This window comes from Nitrosopumilus ureiphilus (assembly GCF_013407185.1).
GTDB lineage: Archaea > Thermoproteota > Nitrososphaeria > Nitrososphaerales > Nitrosopumilaceae > Nitrosopumilus > Nitrosopumilus ureiphilus.
In genome coordinates, this window is the sequence record NZ_CP026995.1 from 597,287 (window position 1) to 612,705 (window position 15,419).

General features: G+C 32.5%; 14 protein-coding genes. 10 read left to right on the forward strand and 4 right to left on the reverse strand.

All coding sequences use genetic code 11. The features are described from left to right. The first annotated feature begins 73 nt into the window (after positions 1-73). From C5F50_RS03405 to C5F50_RS03415, 3 genes are all read left to right on the forward strand, one after another. Entirely contained in the window at positions 74-787 is a 714-nt protein-coding gene (locus C5F50_RS03405) for a hypothetical protein (protein ID WP_179372293.1), read from the forward strand. 13 nt (positions 788-800) lie between these two features. Then, positions 801-1,484 carry a DsbA family protein gene (locus C5F50_RS03410; protein WP_179372294.1) on the forward strand — a complete coding sequence of 228 codons (684 nt, stop codon included), beginning with the start codon at positions 801-803 and terminating at the stop codon, positions 1,482-1,484. A 363-nt stretch (positions 1,485-1,847) separates the two neighbouring features. Further along, positions 1,848-2,027, forward strand: coding sequence for a hypothetical protein (locus C5F50_RS03415; protein ID WP_179372892.1), 180 nt, complete (start codon positions 1,848-1,850; stop codon positions 2,025-2,027). A gap of 166 nt (positions 2,028-2,193) precedes the next feature. On the opposite strand, the gene C5F50_RS03420 is transcribed toward C5F50_RS03415, so the two are convergent. Next, a complete protein-coding gene (locus tag C5F50_RS03420) occupies positions 2,194-3,327 on the reverse strand; it encodes an alpha/beta fold hydrolase (protein WP_179372295.1) in 1,134 nt (377 codons plus the stop codon). A 466-nt stretch (positions 3,328-3,793) separates the two neighbouring features. Between C5F50_RS03420 and C5F50_RS03425 the strand changes: the two genes are divergently transcribed. Beyond that, the gene (locus C5F50_RS03425) at positions 3,794-5,959 is read left to right on the forward strand and encodes a heavy metal translocating P-type ATPase (protein ID WP_179372296.1); all 2,166 of its coding nucleotides are present in this window, start codon (positions 3,794-3,796) and stop codon (positions 5,957-5,959) included. Positions 5,960-5,963: 4 nt separating this feature from the next. Further along, positions 5,964-7,505, forward strand: a complete 1,542-nt coding sequence (locus C5F50_RS03430) for an AMP phosphorylase (RefSeq protein ID WP_179372297.1) — start codon at positions 5,964-5,966, stop codon at positions 7,503-7,505. Here the strand turns inward: C5F50_RS03430 and C5F50_RS03435 are convergent, their stop codons facing one another. Beyond that, the gene (locus tag C5F50_RS03435; RefSeq protein ID WP_179372298.1) at positions 7,506-8,390 is read right to left on the reverse strand and encodes a ribose-phosphate diphosphokinase; all 885 of its coding nucleotides are present in this window, start codon (positions 8,388-8,390) and stop codon (positions 7,506-7,508) included. 230 nt (positions 8,391-8,620) lie between these two features. On the opposite strand from C5F50_RS03435, the gene C5F50_RS03440 reads away from it, so the two are divergent. The 3 genes from C5F50_RS03440 (at position 8,621) to C5F50_RS03450 (ending at position 10,864) form a co-directional block, all read left to right on the forward strand. Further along, positions 8,621-9,358, forward strand: a complete 738-nt coding sequence (locus tag C5F50_RS03440) for a high frequency lysogenization protein HflD (protein WP_179372299.1) — start codon at positions 8,621-8,623, stop codon at positions 9,356-9,358. Continuing rightward, entirely contained in the window at positions 9,346-9,591 is a 246-nt protein-coding gene (locus tag C5F50_RS03445) for a hypothetical protein (protein ID WP_179372300.1), read from the forward strand. The genes C5F50_RS03440 and C5F50_RS03445 overlap by 13 nt, the downstream gene beginning before the upstream one ends. A 238-nt stretch (positions 9,592-9,829) precedes the next feature. Further along, positions 9,830-10,864, forward strand: coding sequence for a cupredoxin domain-containing protein (locus tag C5F50_RS03450; RefSeq protein ID WP_246282124.1), 1,035 nt, complete (start codon positions 9,830-9,832; stop codon positions 10,862-10,864). 319 nt (positions 10,865-11,183) lie between these two features. On the opposite strand, the gene C5F50_RS03455 is transcribed toward C5F50_RS03450, so the two are convergent. Then, entirely contained in the window at positions 11,184-11,525 is a 342-nt protein-coding gene (locus C5F50_RS03455; RefSeq protein ID WP_246282125.1) for a winged helix-turn-helix domain-containing protein, read from the reverse strand. 430 nt (positions 11,526-11,955) lie between these two features. On the opposite strand from C5F50_RS03455, the gene C5F50_RS03460 reads away from it, so the two are divergent. Together C5F50_RS03460 and C5F50_RS03465 are read left to right on the forward strand one after the other, a co-directional pair. Beyond that, entirely contained in the window at positions 11,956-12,258 is a 303-nt protein-coding gene (locus C5F50_RS03460; protein ID WP_179372301.1) for a hypothetical protein, read from the forward strand. Between the two features lie 736 nt (positions 12,259-12,994). After that, positions 12,995-14,620 carry a spermidine synthase gene (locus C5F50_RS03465; RefSeq protein WP_179372302.1) on the forward strand — a complete coding sequence of 542 codons (1,626 nt, stop codon included), beginning with the start codon at positions 12,995-12,997 and terminating at the stop codon, positions 14,618-14,620. 28 nt (positions 14,621-14,648) lie between these two features. Here the strand turns inward: C5F50_RS03465 and C5F50_RS03470 are convergent, their stop codons facing one another. After that, a complete protein-coding gene (locus tag C5F50_RS03470) occupies positions 14,649-15,347 on the reverse strand; it encodes a ferric reductase-like transmembrane domain-containing protein (RefSeq protein ID WP_179372303.1) in 699 nt (232 codons plus the stop codon). Positions 15,348-15,419 lie beyond the last annotated feature (72 nt).

Genomic DNA, 15,419 nt, shown 5'->3' on the forward strand with positions numbered 1-15,419 from the left:
GTGTATTAATTTAGAATTTTACATTTGTAAAGTACTTGTTTTTAATAACTAAAAATAGATAGTAAATATAGAAATGGTGAACCAATCTGCATGGATAGGAATTGCTATTGGGGTCTTTTTTGTGGGGCTTGTCATTGGATTTGGGATTTTTACAGGTACCATGAATATTGGAAATATGCCAATCCAAAACCAACAAGCAATGATGCAAGATCCACAATTTCAACAACAAATGATGAATCAATTACTAAATGATCCTGAAACCAGAAATCAAATGATGGACACTATGACACAAGATCCATCTGCCATGAGATCATGGATGGAAAATACTCAACATGTAGAGGAAATGGCCACTATAATGAGAGAGAATCATGATTTTGCTATGAGGATGATGTATACAATGATTGAAGACTCTGCTTTACGATTGCAGATGATAGGTCATATGACAGAAAATCCTGAGGCGATGCAACAAATGATGAATATGATGAATTCAGGTATGGCAAATCAGAGTATGATGGATTCTGGAATGATGATGGGCAATATGTCAGGAGGAATGATGAATTCAGGTATGATGAATCAAGACATGATGATGCAAATAATGCAAGATCCTGAAACAAGAGAAAAAATGATTCAGATAATGTCTAAACATGTATCTGAAATGCAAGAATTACTTTCTTCAGAATTACCTGATGGTGAGTTTAACACACAGATGACAGAATTGATGCAGAATCACATGAAAGAAATGCAAGTTCTAATGCCAAATCAACCAATGCATCAATCCATGAAGTAGAAGAAAAATTATCATGAAGAATAGTAGAAAAACAATTTTAATTGTAATTCCTATTGGAATCTTGATTGCAATGTTTCTATCCTCATTCTTATTTCAACATTTTATTTCAGTTCAATCTGGAAACGAACTTGATAAAGTTTCAACAAACACATCTTTTGATACGTTGTCTTCTTTTAATTCGCCCGTAATTGGTTTCTCTGATGCACCTGTAACAATTATCGTTTTTAATGACTATCAATGCTTATCCTGTAAAACATGGTATGAAAATTCCTATGAAGATATTTCAAAAAAATTAATTGAAACGAAAAAAGCAAAAATAATATTTTTAGATTCAGAACCTGTAGGAAATGATTCTATTTTGATATCACAAGCAACATTTTGTGCGGATGAACAGGGAAAATATTCAGAATATCAAGAAGTATTGTTTTCCTCACAACAAAAAATTGATGGATGGGCAAAATCGGTTCAATTGAAGAATTTTGCAATGGATTTGAATCTGAATGTGGCGTCATTTGAGAGATGTTTAGACTCTGGAAAATATGAAAAAGATGTAATAACAAATATAGATTATGCAAAAAGTATCGGAGTAGAAAAAATTCCAATTTTCAAAATTGTTAATTTTGAAGGAAAAGAACACGTTCTCAAAGGAGGCATTTCAAGTACAGTTTTTGAAAATATTGTGGAACAATTTCAATAATTCGTCTTTAGGCTTTATGTCTACTGCCAAACACAGTTTCTTTTTTCATGTATTTCTTTTCTGGCTCTATTACCTCTAGGCGTAATTCGTAATTTTACACTACAGCAAGGACATCGAATGCCCTGATATGTGAGGAATATCTCGCATACTGGGCACAATTTTTGCCCGTTTTCATACCTGTGTCGTCCTTCATATCCTGTCGCTCTGTACTTTGTACAGACTCCTTTACATGTAGTTACCATCTTGATGTTATTTTACAATTTTTTTAGATATTTAACTAGACTAGATTACATCTGTAAAGTGTATCAAATTAATACATGATGATTGTAAATCATACAATTGCACTTTAACAAAAAAACAAAAATGATCATTTTACTTTCATTGATTTGGTTTATTATTACACTGCCATTGCCTTGGATAATTAACAATCCCCTTGTTTCTGAATCTTCTTTTTATACAATATTGGGAATTATCGGCATCATGTCTATTCCATTTGTTATGTTGGGAGTGGCATGGAGTCTAAAGCCTGAATTGACTACTTAATTAATTGAAATGACATTTGTTTCGAAGATGCATCTTTATTTTTCTCCAATTGAAATATACAAAAATCCTTACCATTCTTCTTGATAAGAATTCTTCTCAGAATATTTTTCAATTGATTTTCATGCTTTATGTTGAAAATATTCTTCTCCTGATTCAAATTATTTTGTTATGACCTTTTTGTAATCCATTCGGTAACTCTCGGCCATAATTCTTCATGTGCTTTTTTACTAATGCATAAGCCTACATGTCCTGTTGGATATTCTATTAGTTCTTTATCTGTACTAGGAATGTGACACATAACATATTTGCTAGAATCTGATGGGACCAAATCATCATTTTGTCCAACTATGTTTAAAACAGGCATAGTTAGTTTGTTAAGATCAACAAATTTTCCACCCACTTTCATCTTGTTATGGATTAGTTGATTTTTTTGGTAGATTTTTTTGATAATCTCTTTGTATACTTTGCCTGTAATCGGTCTACTATCATACAACCACATTTCAATTGCCATAAACTGTTGAATCTCATCTAAAGAACGTGGTTTTTTGAAATAGTTTGGATATTTTAGAACTGATTCCAAGGGATTTCTCATTATAAATGCAAAATTCAAAAGTTGTCCTGGAACATTTCCTAATTTTTCTATCATAATATCTAGATTGATTTGTTTTGTCCATTTTTCAATTACTGTGTCTGGCTTTTCCAAATCAAGCGGTGTTGCATGTAAGACGAGATTTTTTACCGTTTCTGGATGCATTGTAGTATAAATAAGTGAAAGAATTCCTCCCCAACAATACCCAAACAACGTTATTTTCTTAAAACCTGTAATTTCTTGAATTTTTTTAACAGAGTTTTCTACATATTCATGAATGTATTTTTCAAGAGTCATATCTTTATCAAAAGTAGTGGGTGTTTCCCAATCTGTTGCATATACGTCAAATCCTTTATTGATAAAATGTTGCACAACACTGATTTTAGGTAGCAAATCAAGGATGTAATGCCTGTTTATCAATGAATAAACAATAAGAATTGGGGTCTTGTTTGACTTTTTAGATTTGTAGTGAAGTAAATGATACTGTCCATTCATCTCTATTGATTCAGAGTCTGTTCTGTTTAGATTGTCCCGTATGGGTTCAAGTATTTTGTTAAGGAGAAAAAATTGTTCAGTATATTTTTGATACAACTCACCAATTCCAAAAAACTTTGACAATGTAAACCAAGAGTCAATGGTTTTTGAAAAGGAATTCACAAAATCATCTTTTTTTATTCCTTTCCGGAACTCTTGATCAAAAGTCTTCCTCATTTTTGATTGTGAATTGTTGGATAAAAAATTACTTAATGTAATGTTATTTTCATACAAAGTTTTTGAAACTGAATCCGATAAAATGATATTGTATTTAATAAATAATTGGTTTTGATTCAGGACATAATCTATGTATGAAGATGAAAATTCACGTAATGTATCATAATTATAATTATTCATTTTATGTTTATTTTTTTGCCATATCCAATGCAATCTTGAACGCATGGTTGGAGTACTTGGAACCATCCCAAGATACTAAAATATTCTGGAATAACATACTAAAATTTCTATCTGAGGTTAATTTAATGATGTCATGATTATCATCTTTGACATTAAATTAATTTACAATTGTAAAATACAATATTGAAATATGATGAATAGATTTTGTTGAAAAATGAAATCAAGCATGAGAATCATCATTTGTCTTTAAGACAAATCGTACTCATTAAAATTATCGGAGATTAGTATGGCAAAAGATCCTGTTTGCGGCATGATTGTAAATGAAAAAACAGGAATATCTTCTGAATTTGGTGGTAGAAAATTCTACTTTTGTAGTCCTGTTTGCCAGAAAACATTCACAGAACCTGAAAAAGAGCTTTCACGAATGAAGAAGCGAATCTATGTGGCTACTTCAGGAGCTTTGGCCCTTGCAATAATTCGTGGAGCTCTGTATCTTGGTGTTGCAGCTGGTGCAATCACAGTTACATGGGTTCCTTTTCCAGAAATACCGTTTCTCTCATATGGCTTGCTTCTTTTCATAATTGTGACTCCAGTACAATTCATTGGAGGGTGGACGTTCTATGTTGGAGGGTACCATGCAATTATTAGAAGAACTGCAAACATGGACTTGCTAATTTCAATTGGAACACTCACTGCATATATCTACAGTACCATAGTTCTTTTCTTTCCTGATGCAATTCCAGGCGAAGAAAAGTTCGTCTATTTTGAGGTATCTGCTGTAATTATTGCCTTTGTTCTTTTGGGAAAATACATGGAAGAGGCAATAAAAAAGAAAAGTTCATCTGCTGTAAGAAAATTACTTGACTTGAGTCCACCAATGGCATGTGTGATTCGTGAGGGCTCAGAAATGGAAATTCCTTCTAATCAGATCAAGATGGATGATGTGATGATCGTAAAACCTGGTGAAAAAATTCCAACTGATGGAATTATCATTACAGGTGAATCCTCTATAGATGAAAAAATGATTACAGGTGAAAGCCTCCCTGTTGGAAAAAAGCCGGGTGATCAAGTTATTGGGGCTACTGTTAACAAACAAGGATTGCTTCATATCAAAGCAACCAAAATAGGAAAAGATACTGCATTATCTCAAATTGTTCATGTAGTAGAGCAAGCACAGTCTTCTACTGCTAAAGTACAAAGGATGGCTGATTCTATTGCTGCGAAATTTGTTCCTTCTGTGGTAGGAGCAGCCGTCATAACATTTCTACTTTGGTATTTTGTTATAGGTGATTTTGTTGCAGGCTTGCTTGCATTTGTTGCAGTTATGATTATTGCATGCCCTTGCGCACTTGGGGTAGCTACGCCTGCTGCATTAATGGTTGGAGTTGGAAAGGGTGCCGAATCAGGAATTCTAATCAGAGGCGCAGAATACTTGGAACGCTCACAAAAAATCAACACAATCGTATTTGACAAAACAGGCACCATAACAAAAGGAGAGCCAGAGGTTACAGACATAGTGTCTTTGAATGAACTAAGTGAAAAACAAATTATTGAATATGGTGGAACAGTAGAATCGGGTTCTGAACATCCTATCGCTAAAGCTGTTGTGAATAAAATGAAAGAAATGAATATTCCTCTTACTACTCCTGAAGAATTTGAATCATTAAACGGATTGGGGGTGAAAGCTATGGTTCATGGGAAAAAAATCTATACTGGAAACAGGAAAATGATGAAACAGTTTGGCATTGATGTTCGTCTTGCTGAACAAAACATGGAAAGACTAGAGTCAGAAGGAAAGACAGCAATAATGGTGATAATTGATGATAAAATAGAGGGCATCATTGCAGTTGCAGATTCATTAAAGGAAACCTCTCAAATGGCAATTTTTGCACTTACTGATCTTGGGATAGAGTCAATTATGATTACAGGTGACAATGAAAAAACAGCACAAGCAATAGCAAAAAAAGTTGGTATTGAGAAAATCATTGCAAATGTTTTACCCGCAGATAAAGCCAAAGAGATCAAGAAACTACAAGCACAAGGAAAATTTGTTGCAATGGTGGGTGATGGAATTAATGATGCCCCCGCTTTAGCACAAGCTGATATAGGGATTGCAATTGGTAGTGGTTCTGACATTGCAAAGGAAACAGGAGGAATAATTCTGATCAGAGATGATCTAATGGATGTTTCTCGTGCAATTCGATTGAGCAGAGCAACCATGAAGAAAATCAAACAAAATCTTTTCTGGGCATTTGCATACAACTCTGGCGGAATTCCAATTGCAGCTCTAGGTCTACTTAGTCCAATCTTTGCAGCTGCTGCTATGGCTCTAAGTTCAATTTCAGTCATTGCAAATTCTTCTATGCTTAAGCGATACAATATTACAAGTGGAGAAGAAAAATTAATGAAATCTGAGATGTTTCAAAAACAAAAACTTGAGGCTATGAGATAATCATATGGATCTTATAATTAAGAATCTAGGTATTGAATCTGGTGGAAAACCAATTGTATTTCTTAATGTTTTGGATGCTGATGAACTAGGTGTATCTGCATCGGGAAGGCTGCAGATTAATTCTGGAAGATCGTTAACAGTGATAGTTAACATTGCGTCAGTTACTGTACAAAAAGGATATTTGGGAATTAGCGAGGAAGTGCAAAAAATTTTAAAGTTAGAACAAGATTCAGTTGTTGATGTACAAATTTCACCATTTCCAAAATCTTTACAATTCATACGTAACAAACTAAATGGGAAAAAACTCACCGATAAAGAAATTCATGAAATCGTAAATGGGGTTGTTAATGGGAACCTCAATGAAAATGAAATTGCCGCTTTTGTAACTTCATTACATATTCAAGGATTGAGTCTTGATGAGGCCACTAGTCTTTCTTCATCAATGGTGATGACTGGAAAGCAACTTGTTCTTAATTCTCCTCAAATTGTAGACAAACATAGTATCGGTGGTGTTCCTGGAGATAAAACGACTTTGCTTGTAGTTCCCATCATTGCAGCTTCTGGACTGATTATACCAAAAACATCCTCTAGGGCAATCACATCTGCTGCTGGAACAGCTGATAGGGCAGAGACATTGATGCCAGTGGATTTAGGAATTGAAGAAATGAAAGAAGTGGTTCATAAAACAAATGGTTGTATTGTGTGGGGTGGCGCTCTAGATTTAGCACCTGCTGATGATATTTTTGTAAAAACAGAATATTCATTGTGTATTGATCCTTTACTATTACCTTCGATTATGAGTAAAAAGAAAGCAGTTGGCGCAACTCATTTGGTAGTTGACATTCCAACAGGGCGAGGCGCCAAAGTAAAAACAATTGGAGAGGCAGATCTACTTGCAAAAGACATTATTGAGTTAGGAAAACGACTTGGAATATACTGTCATTGCGTATTGACTTATGGGGAGCAACCAATTGGAAATACCATAGGTCCATCTCTTGAAGCACGAGAAGCACTTGAGGTATTGATGAAGACATCTCAAGTTCCGGATTTGTTTGACAAAGCATGTCATGTTGCAGGTTCAATTTTTGAAATAACTGGAAAAAAGAATGGATTTGAATTAGCAAGAGATATTCTTCTTTCAGGAAAAGCAGAAAAAAAACTCAGAGAAATAATATCTCAACAAGGGGGTCAATCAGAAATTAAACCATTTGATTTTGTTATCGGTACTAATACATTTGAATACCGTTCTGTCAATGAAGGACAAGTTTTATGGATGGATAACAACATTATGGTCGAAATAGCAAGAGCTGCAGGTGCTCCAAAAAACAAAGGCTCTGGAATTATATTTAATAAGAAAAATGGAGACAAAGTTTCCAAAAATGATGTTCTTTTTACTGTTTACGCTGAAAAATCCCCGAAACTCTCAAGAGCAGAACAAATTCTTGATGAAAAAATGCCTATGGGAATAGGGGACAAAATGGAAATGTTGATCCATAGAGTAAAAGAATCCCCAGTTGTAAGAAGATCTTTTATTTTGGATAGATAATTACCATTCTTGAATTGCCTTGGAAATAATACCTGACAAATCAACAAGTGAATGTTTTCCAGAAATAGCATTCGTACTGACAATTTTGTATACCCCTGCATTTCTTAGATTTTTTTCAGCATTACCTGCCAACACTGCATGAGTGCATGCAACATAAATTCTTCCAATGTTTTTCTTTTTAAAAAATTTTATTGCCTTTACAATGCTGTCTCCCGTGCTTACCATGTCATCTAACAAAACCACGTCTTGAAAATCCACATTAATCAATTTAGATGATTTAATGACTAATTCTCCTGTCTTTCTATTCCTTTGTTTGTTTAATGCAATTGAGTTGCAATTCAGAATTTTTGCAAACTCCTTTGCTTTGTTTTCCCAAAAAAGATCAGGAGATACAACTAGTGGATGATGAAGGTTTATCTTTTTAAAATAATTTGCAAGTAATGGTACTGCAGACAGATTTTTTGATTGAATTTTGAAAAAATTCAGCTCTTCACCACTATGAATATCCACTACAATTAGTTTAGTTGCCCCTGCAGCCTTGAACAGTTTTGCAATGACAGATATTGTGATGATTTCTCCTTTCAAAAATTCCTTGTCTTGCTTTGCATATCCAACATATGGAATTACTGCATATACCACTGTTGACATTTTTCTTGCCTGATAGATTAATGAAAAGGCATGTACAAGATTCGTATCTACAGGAATGTGTGTTGATTGAACTACTATAATTTTTTGAGCTTTTATCATTCCTTTTACTGTGATTTTACTTTCACCATCAGGAAATTTCTTTAATTCCGTCTTCAAGAATTTTGAATTCAGTTTCCTTGAAATTTTTTGAGCTAAACCTTCTGATGATGGTCCTCCAATAACAAGATATTTTTCCAATACATGTAATGCCTAATCATATGTCTTAAATTTAATGAAATAAAATGAACTGGGATCATTGAAATTCTTCTTTACAATTGTAAAATAGTGTAATTATCTACAATAAAATCTGTCAGTAAATCAAATTGAAGATAAAATCTAACACAAAAATTTCTTTGCTGATAATTTTTGGTACAATAATTACATACTTTATAATTGTAAATACGATGTCATAATGAATAACATCTGATATGATTGAAGAAACTCTTGAACACATTGGAATTCTTTCACCTTTATTGATAATGGGGTTGGGACTTGCAGTTGGAATACAACATGCATTTGAGCCAGATCATGTTACAGCGGTAAGTACTCAGATCTTAAAATCAAAATTTATGGCAAAATCTACAAAACAACTAATCAGAGAATCCATAACAAAATCATCAATTTTAGGTGTACTTTGGGGATCTGGGCATACTACAACCCTTGTTTTAATTGGATTTTTGGTATATGCATTTGCATTAACAATACAGGACAAAATCTTTTCAGGATTTGAATTCATAGTTGGGATAATGCTTGTATTTTTAGGGGTAACAACAATTCTTAATAAAAAAATCCAATTAAAACACAAACATCCACATCAGCATAAAGATGGAACCATTCATCTTGAAAAACATACTCATGATGACTCTGAACATAGACACACTCACAAATCATATCTAATTGGTCTGATACATGGATTGGCGGGAAGTGGAAGTTTGGTAGTTTTGACTGCTTTTTCCATGAATGATATTGGTATGATTTTGGGATTTATTGCAGTCTTTGGGGTTGGCTCTATGGCTGGAATGGTATTTGTAGGAAGCTTGATTGGCATTCCATTTGCATTTGGAACTAGATTTACATCAATCCAAAAAATATTTCGTTATGTGACAGGAACACTAAGTCTTATTATTGGATTTAACATAATGTATCAAATTGGGTGGTTATTTTAAATTTCTTTACAGAAAAAGTCCAAAAATATCATGCAAAAAAACTAAATGAGGCATTACAAAAACTAAAGTTTCATCAAGAGCTAAAGAAACGTCTAGAAAATGAGATAAAAATAATTGGTGATGAATCAAAAATAAATTTGGAAAAAGAAATAGGTAAACAAAATGAGATAATTGCCATTTGGAAAAAAAATATTGAAAAAATAAATGAACAACTAGCTAAATTAAAAAAATAAAAAAACTTGGAGAGGGAAACGACTATTCTATTTCATTATCGCCTCCTTGCAAAGACTGTTGAATTTTTTGCACGTAGTTATACAGATTAGATTTTTCCGCATTATTTGATTTAGGAGTAATACATACTTAGATTGAGAACTTTACATTTGTTAAAATTGGTTTATGATAATTAAATCATCGACTTTACATTTGTAAAATTCTATAATTATTTATCGCGGCACAGAGTAGTTAATTTCTATGCTTGCAACAAAGTTTAGAAAATTTTCAATGTATTTTGTATTTTCTAGTTATATCGTTATCTTATTTGCTATAGGTAACGTACTGGATGCTGATGCTGAAGAATTTACTATTGGCATTCCCTTTGGTGCTTTTAATCCCGAATTAAACACTCCTGCAGTGGTTTGGTATAATCCACCAATACTATCAATTCAGACCGGGGATACCGTAACTTGGATTAATGATGATCGAGAGGGACATACTGTAACTAGTGGTGAGGGTTCAGGAAGATTTGAATGGATGGATGCCAAAGATCTTGGTAAGCCTGATGGATTATTTGATAGTGAAAGATTCATGCCAAATGAGTCTTGGTCATATACTTTTGAAAAAGAAGGTATCTTCAATTATTTTTGTGTAATTCACCCATGGATGAGCGGAACTGTAATTGTAAAACAAATAATACCTGATTTTCCTCATGATGCGGCAGGAAATAAAATAGAAACATTTCCAATAATACAATATACTCCTGATAAATTAATAGAGTTTGATATTACATGGGAGCCAAATGTTATCAAAACATTTGAAAAAACTAAATTCATTTATCAGACATATGATGCCATGACAAACTCAAATCTAGACAAGATGCAATATGACCTAATCATAACTCAAAATGGAAAAAAAGTATTCCAAGATTCTGGGGTAACCCAAGTTGGTGGGGATTATAGAAATGTCATCTTTGAGACATCAGGTCCGATAGAAATCATGTTTCAAAATATCGTGAGCAGTGGCTCTTCTGGCATATCTAGTGCTGCAAGGGCACCTGTTGATCAACCAATATTTCGTACAGTTGTATTTACCACAATAGTATATGACAATTCAGAAAAAACTACTTCGTCTGAAACTGTTGTGCAGCCTGCACAGAGACTAGATATCTATTACGAACTTTTAGTTGCCATAATACTAGTTCCTGCATTAATGCTGCTTGGAATAGTTTTATACATGAAATTTAAAAAACATGAAATTTCTTCACAGGAAACACATTCAACACCAATCTGAGAATTCTGAACTAAAACATCAAATTTTTTCAAAGATCAATCAATCATTTACTTTTTCTCTTTCCACGAAGATGTGTTCTGCAACATGGGCATTGTATTCCATCATACTCTAAATATGCATCACATGAAATACATCTTTTTACTCCCTGACCATATCTTTTATTTTCTGACCTATATCGTTCACAAATTCCCCCGCAAGCCAATTCTCATGGAACCAAGAGTCCTTTGCATTTAGGACGCAATTTTTTGATTTTGTTAGTGGGTATATCGTATAAACACCTGCGCACACAAAACACATATTTTTGGAGATGCTTGCTTGGTCATTTTTTTGTAATCTTGTTTTTGGAAAATGAAATTGAGGGCTCAAATTTTGTAATGCTGATTTTGGCATCTTTGATTAAACTCTGATAAAATGTTGCAATATGTCCTGATTCTGTAAAATCTGTTTTTTCTGTAATTAAGGAGCATTCTTTGAGACTTTGGATTTGTTTGTATACTGAGCTGAGTGGAATTTTCAATTCTTTAGAAATATCTAGAACTGTTTTTGGTTCTTTAATTATTGAAAATAAAATGTATCTTGATTCTAAATGTATAAGTTCATTGAACATTTTATGAGAAATATCGTATTTTTCTACTAGTGATGGTTTGAGTTTTGCTGCCAAGTGAAAATTGTAGAGTTATCTGTAATTTAAGAAATCTAGTGATTTTAAAAGCCTGGAATATGAATCTAAAACAATTTTTGGTGTACAGCAATCGTAGGTATTTTTTCTTTAGATAGAATACATTGGAAAAATTGGTTGTTGAACCAATAGTGCCAATAGAAATACTTCCTGGTAGGTCAGGATGAATAACTATAATGTACCCATTTTTCAATGATTCTTGATCTTGTAATGCCATGTAAAGGAATGATAGACCAAACATTCAAGACCAATATGATTTATCATTGCCGAATTATTATAGATGCCTAGTATTTTACAATAGTATTCTAAAAACATAAACCATATTGTGATTGTTGGATTTTCATTTTATATCGTTGTTATAGAATAAGAAATTCATCATTATGTTTAAAATAAAATTTCTATCAGATTAGTTATGAGTCAAGAAGAAACAAAACCTTGGGTACTAGTAAGTAATGTCAAAAAAGATACGACTTCTCTAGACTTGCAAATGATTGCACCACAAATTACAGCACTTGTGGATGAATGGCAATCAAAGGGAAGAATCATGTGGTCTGGTGCATTTGATAATGAACAATCATCAATGGCAGTATTTGAGGCAACAGAAAATGAAGCAAAAGAATTTTTCAAAAAATATGAGAATATCTGTTCTGATATTTTGAATTATTACCTGCACCAATGGGATGCAATGCCAATTTTGTCCGTATTGTCTCGTTGATCCAACCATTTTTTTATTTTCATGCCTATCTATATCCAATTTGAACCCCAATTAGGTAGGTGAATCTTCGTGGAGTTGAACTTTTCTAGAGATAGTTTACCCTAGACATTAAAATCTAAAACAAAATGTTTTGAATCTTAATGTGTAGGGTATTTTTAAAATAATATTTTTTCAGAAAAATTAAATTTATGGAAACGGAGTCTTGATAATTCTATTTGCTACTAACATCATCCGTGTTACGGGTATTCCATCTCCTACTAAAATTCCAGATAAAACTAAACTATTTCGTTTATCCCTATATCAAACTATTAACTCCATGTTGCAATAGAATTTAATTGTTATATTTGAAATGAAATTCATTCATTGTTGTTAAAATCATCGTTGAATATATTTTTTCATGTACAATTGTAAAATCAAATTGTAAAGTGAAAATCACAATCATACACATATAAAATAAAATACACAGTAAACTCTTTCTTAGATTAATATCTTTTTTTGTATAATTTTAAAATTCATAGTTTTTTTAAATAGTAATTTTTCATTTGTAAAGTACTAATGTTTAATATTTATTTTTTTTACAAATTTTGTGGGAAAACAGGTAAAACAAAAAGAATTCAAGATAGAAAAGATTGATAATACAAATTTTAAAAAGTAATGATAATTTATTGATTTTACCATTACTATGAACTTAAAACAGCTAAATATCTTTCATGGGAAGTTTTTCCATCTTTGTTTGTTGGCATTTGGTTCTGGTGCTATAGTTATGTCCATGGAATTAATTATCAGTCGTGTTCTTACGCCTGTTTTTGGTAGTTCTACTTACACGTGGGGTAGTTTGATAGGTCTGATTTTGACAGGCTTGAGTCTGGGATATTTTCTTGGTGGTAAGATTTCCGACAGAGATCCTACATTTAGAAAAATTTGCTCTGTTGTATTTACTGCAGGACTGTACATTGTATTTGTGCCATTTATTGCACCTGCGATATTGGGATTCACATTAAATGACTTGCCTCAAAATCAATTTTCTTCTTTATTTGCAACTTTTGCTTTAGTTTTCTTTCCTACAACTTTATTGGGATTTGTTTCTCCTTATGTGATCAAACTTGGTACTGTAACACTTCGTCAAGTTGGAAATGTTTCAGGAACTTTGTATTCTATATCTACTGTAGGTAGTATCTTTGGAACCTTTTTGACCATTTTTGTTTTGATTCCAACCCTCGAAGTAAGAATTGTTCTTTTTGGATTGGGAATTACATTGATGATTGTCTCTTTGTTAGGATTAAAGAATTTGCCTAAAATATTAACAATTGCTGTAATCTTAATTTTGTTTACTCCTTCATCTTCCATAGTTACAGGTTTGATGCCTCATACTGGAACTGTGATTGTTGAAACAGAAACTGAGTATAGTCATCTTGATGTTGTAGATTCTGATAACAAACGAACTCTATATCTTAATGGAATGCGACATAGTCAAATGGACAAAGACAATCCGAATGACCTAACTTTAACGTATACCAAGTATTTTCATTTGGGGCAATTGTTTAATTCCTCACTCGAAAAAATCTTGTTTGTAGGGGGTGGTGGTTTTTCAGGCCCAAAAAACTTCTTAGACACTTATCCCAATTCCTTTATTGATGTTGTTGAAATTGATTCTCAAGTTATAGATGTGGCAAAAACCTATTTTTCATTAAAAGATAATTCTAGGTTACAAATTTTCAATGAAGATGCAAGAACATTTTTGATGAATTCTGATGATAAATATGATTTAATAATTTTAGATGCTTTTGCTACTGACTATGTTCCATTTCACTTGCTAACACAAGAGTATTTTCAAATATTACAAGATCATCTTCAACCTGACGGCGTAGTTGTTTCAAACATGATAGGCTCACTTGAAGGAGATACCTCTAATCTGCCTAGTTCCGTATACAAAACAATGACTAGTTTATTTCCAACTGTCTATGTTTTTACTACTGCCGAGAACAATCTAAATATTGTACAAAATCTAATTTTTGTAGCTATTAATAATAATGAACAATTGACTAGAGTTGAACTTGAAAATTTGTCTATACAAAACAATGCTAATAACTTGTTAGCAGATACAAAATATTTGGAAAATTACCATATGTCTGGAATGAGAACTGATTCTATTCCAATTCTTACTGATAATTTTTCTCCAGTAGAAATTATGATAAATCCTGTTACTAGCCAACCTTTTTTCGATGAAGATTCTATATTTTCACAAGACGAATCAAGAATTTGGTTTAGTGAAAGTACTTCAGTAAAAATTGGACTTTTGATTGCAGTCGTATTTACATGGTTAGTATTTTTCAAAAGTACGTGGAAAAATACTTTGAATTAATGTTTTTCTAAATCAAAAACATAAACGATTATTTTTGTTTAATATGGTTATTCTTTGATTTTACAATTTTTACATATGATACAATTTGTAAAACTATGACTATGATACTCATTACAATAAATGGAATTGTGAATGTGCTTTGTGGAGGGACCGATTTGTGAAATGATTCTGTATAATGCATAAAAAGAAAGTATGCTGTATGGATTGCAACAAGATAAAACACAATGTTTGAACCTGTATGTAGCCACTTCCAAGATGATGCTCCTAACCATTTCATGGCCTTGTCTGATGAGGTTAATGCAAGAATTGCAATCCACAAGATTGCTACAAAACCTATCACGTTTGCCAATCCGAACCCTGGCTCCATTCTAGCAATTCTATCTAATTGTGGAACAAACTCATAACCCAAGAACTTGAGAACATCCCAATTTGCCCATCCATTCACAATTAAGATTCCATGAATTGATGCCATAATTGCAAACCATATGCCCGTTTCTCTTCTCCATGAAAGCAAAGAATTCAAACGTGGCCACAATTTACTTAATGGTCCAATTATTAATACCACAAAAAGTAATGAATAGCCAACATCACCAAATGCACGCCATAATCGCATTTCATCATCCCATTCATAATGTGAAACCCAAAAAATAAACATTAGAAAAATAGCAATAATTCCAACCAGTATATGTCGCCTAACAAAATTATTTTTTATTTTAATTTTGTTCATTTTTTATTAAAATTTTCATCATGATAAATGACATTCCAGTTGATGTTTAGAACCTACATTATTCACAATCAC

What these genes read in the sequence shown, in the direction of transcription:
- C5F50_RS03405 (WP_179372293.1), top strand. Translation starts at nt 74, where the DNA reads ATGGTGAACCAATCTGCATGGATAGGAATTGCTATTGGGGTCTTTTTT.
- C5F50_RS03410 (WP_179372294.1), top strand. Translation starts at nt 801, where the DNA reads ATGAAGAATAGTAGAAAAACAATTTTAATTGTAATTCCTATTGGAATC.
- C5F50_RS03415 (WP_179372892.1), top strand. Translation starts at nt 1,848, where the DNA reads ATGATCATTTTACTTTCATTGATTTGGTTTATTATTACACTGCCATTG.
- C5F50_RS03420 (WP_179372295.1), bottom strand. Translation starts at nt 3,327, where the DNA reads ATGAGGAAGACTTTTGATCAAGAGTTCCGGAAAGGAATAAAAAAAGAT.
- C5F50_RS03425 (WP_179372296.1), top strand. Translation starts at nt 3,794, where the DNA reads ATGGCAAAAGATCCTGTTTGCGGCATGATTGTAAATGAAAAAACAGGA.
- C5F50_RS03430 (WP_179372297.1), top strand. Translation starts at nt 5,964, where the DNA reads ATGGATCTTATAATTAAGAATCTAGGTATTGAATCTGGTGGAAAACCA.
- C5F50_RS03440 (WP_179372299.1), top strand. Translation starts at nt 8,621, where the DNA reads ATGATTGAAGAAACTCTTGAACACATTGGAATTCTTTCACCTTTATTG.
- C5F50_RS03450 (WP_246282124.1), top strand. Translation starts at nt 9,830, where the DNA reads ATGCTTGCAACAAAGTTTAGAAAATTTTCAATGTATTTTGTATTTTCT.
- C5F50_RS03460 (WP_179372301.1), top strand. Translation starts at nt 11,956, where the DNA reads ATGAGTCAAGAAGAAACAAAACCTTGGGTACTAGTAAGTAATGTCAAA.
- C5F50_RS03470 (WP_179372303.1), bottom strand. Translation starts at nt 15,347, where the DNA reads ATGAACAAAATTAAAATAAAAAATAATTTTGTTAGGCGACATATACTG.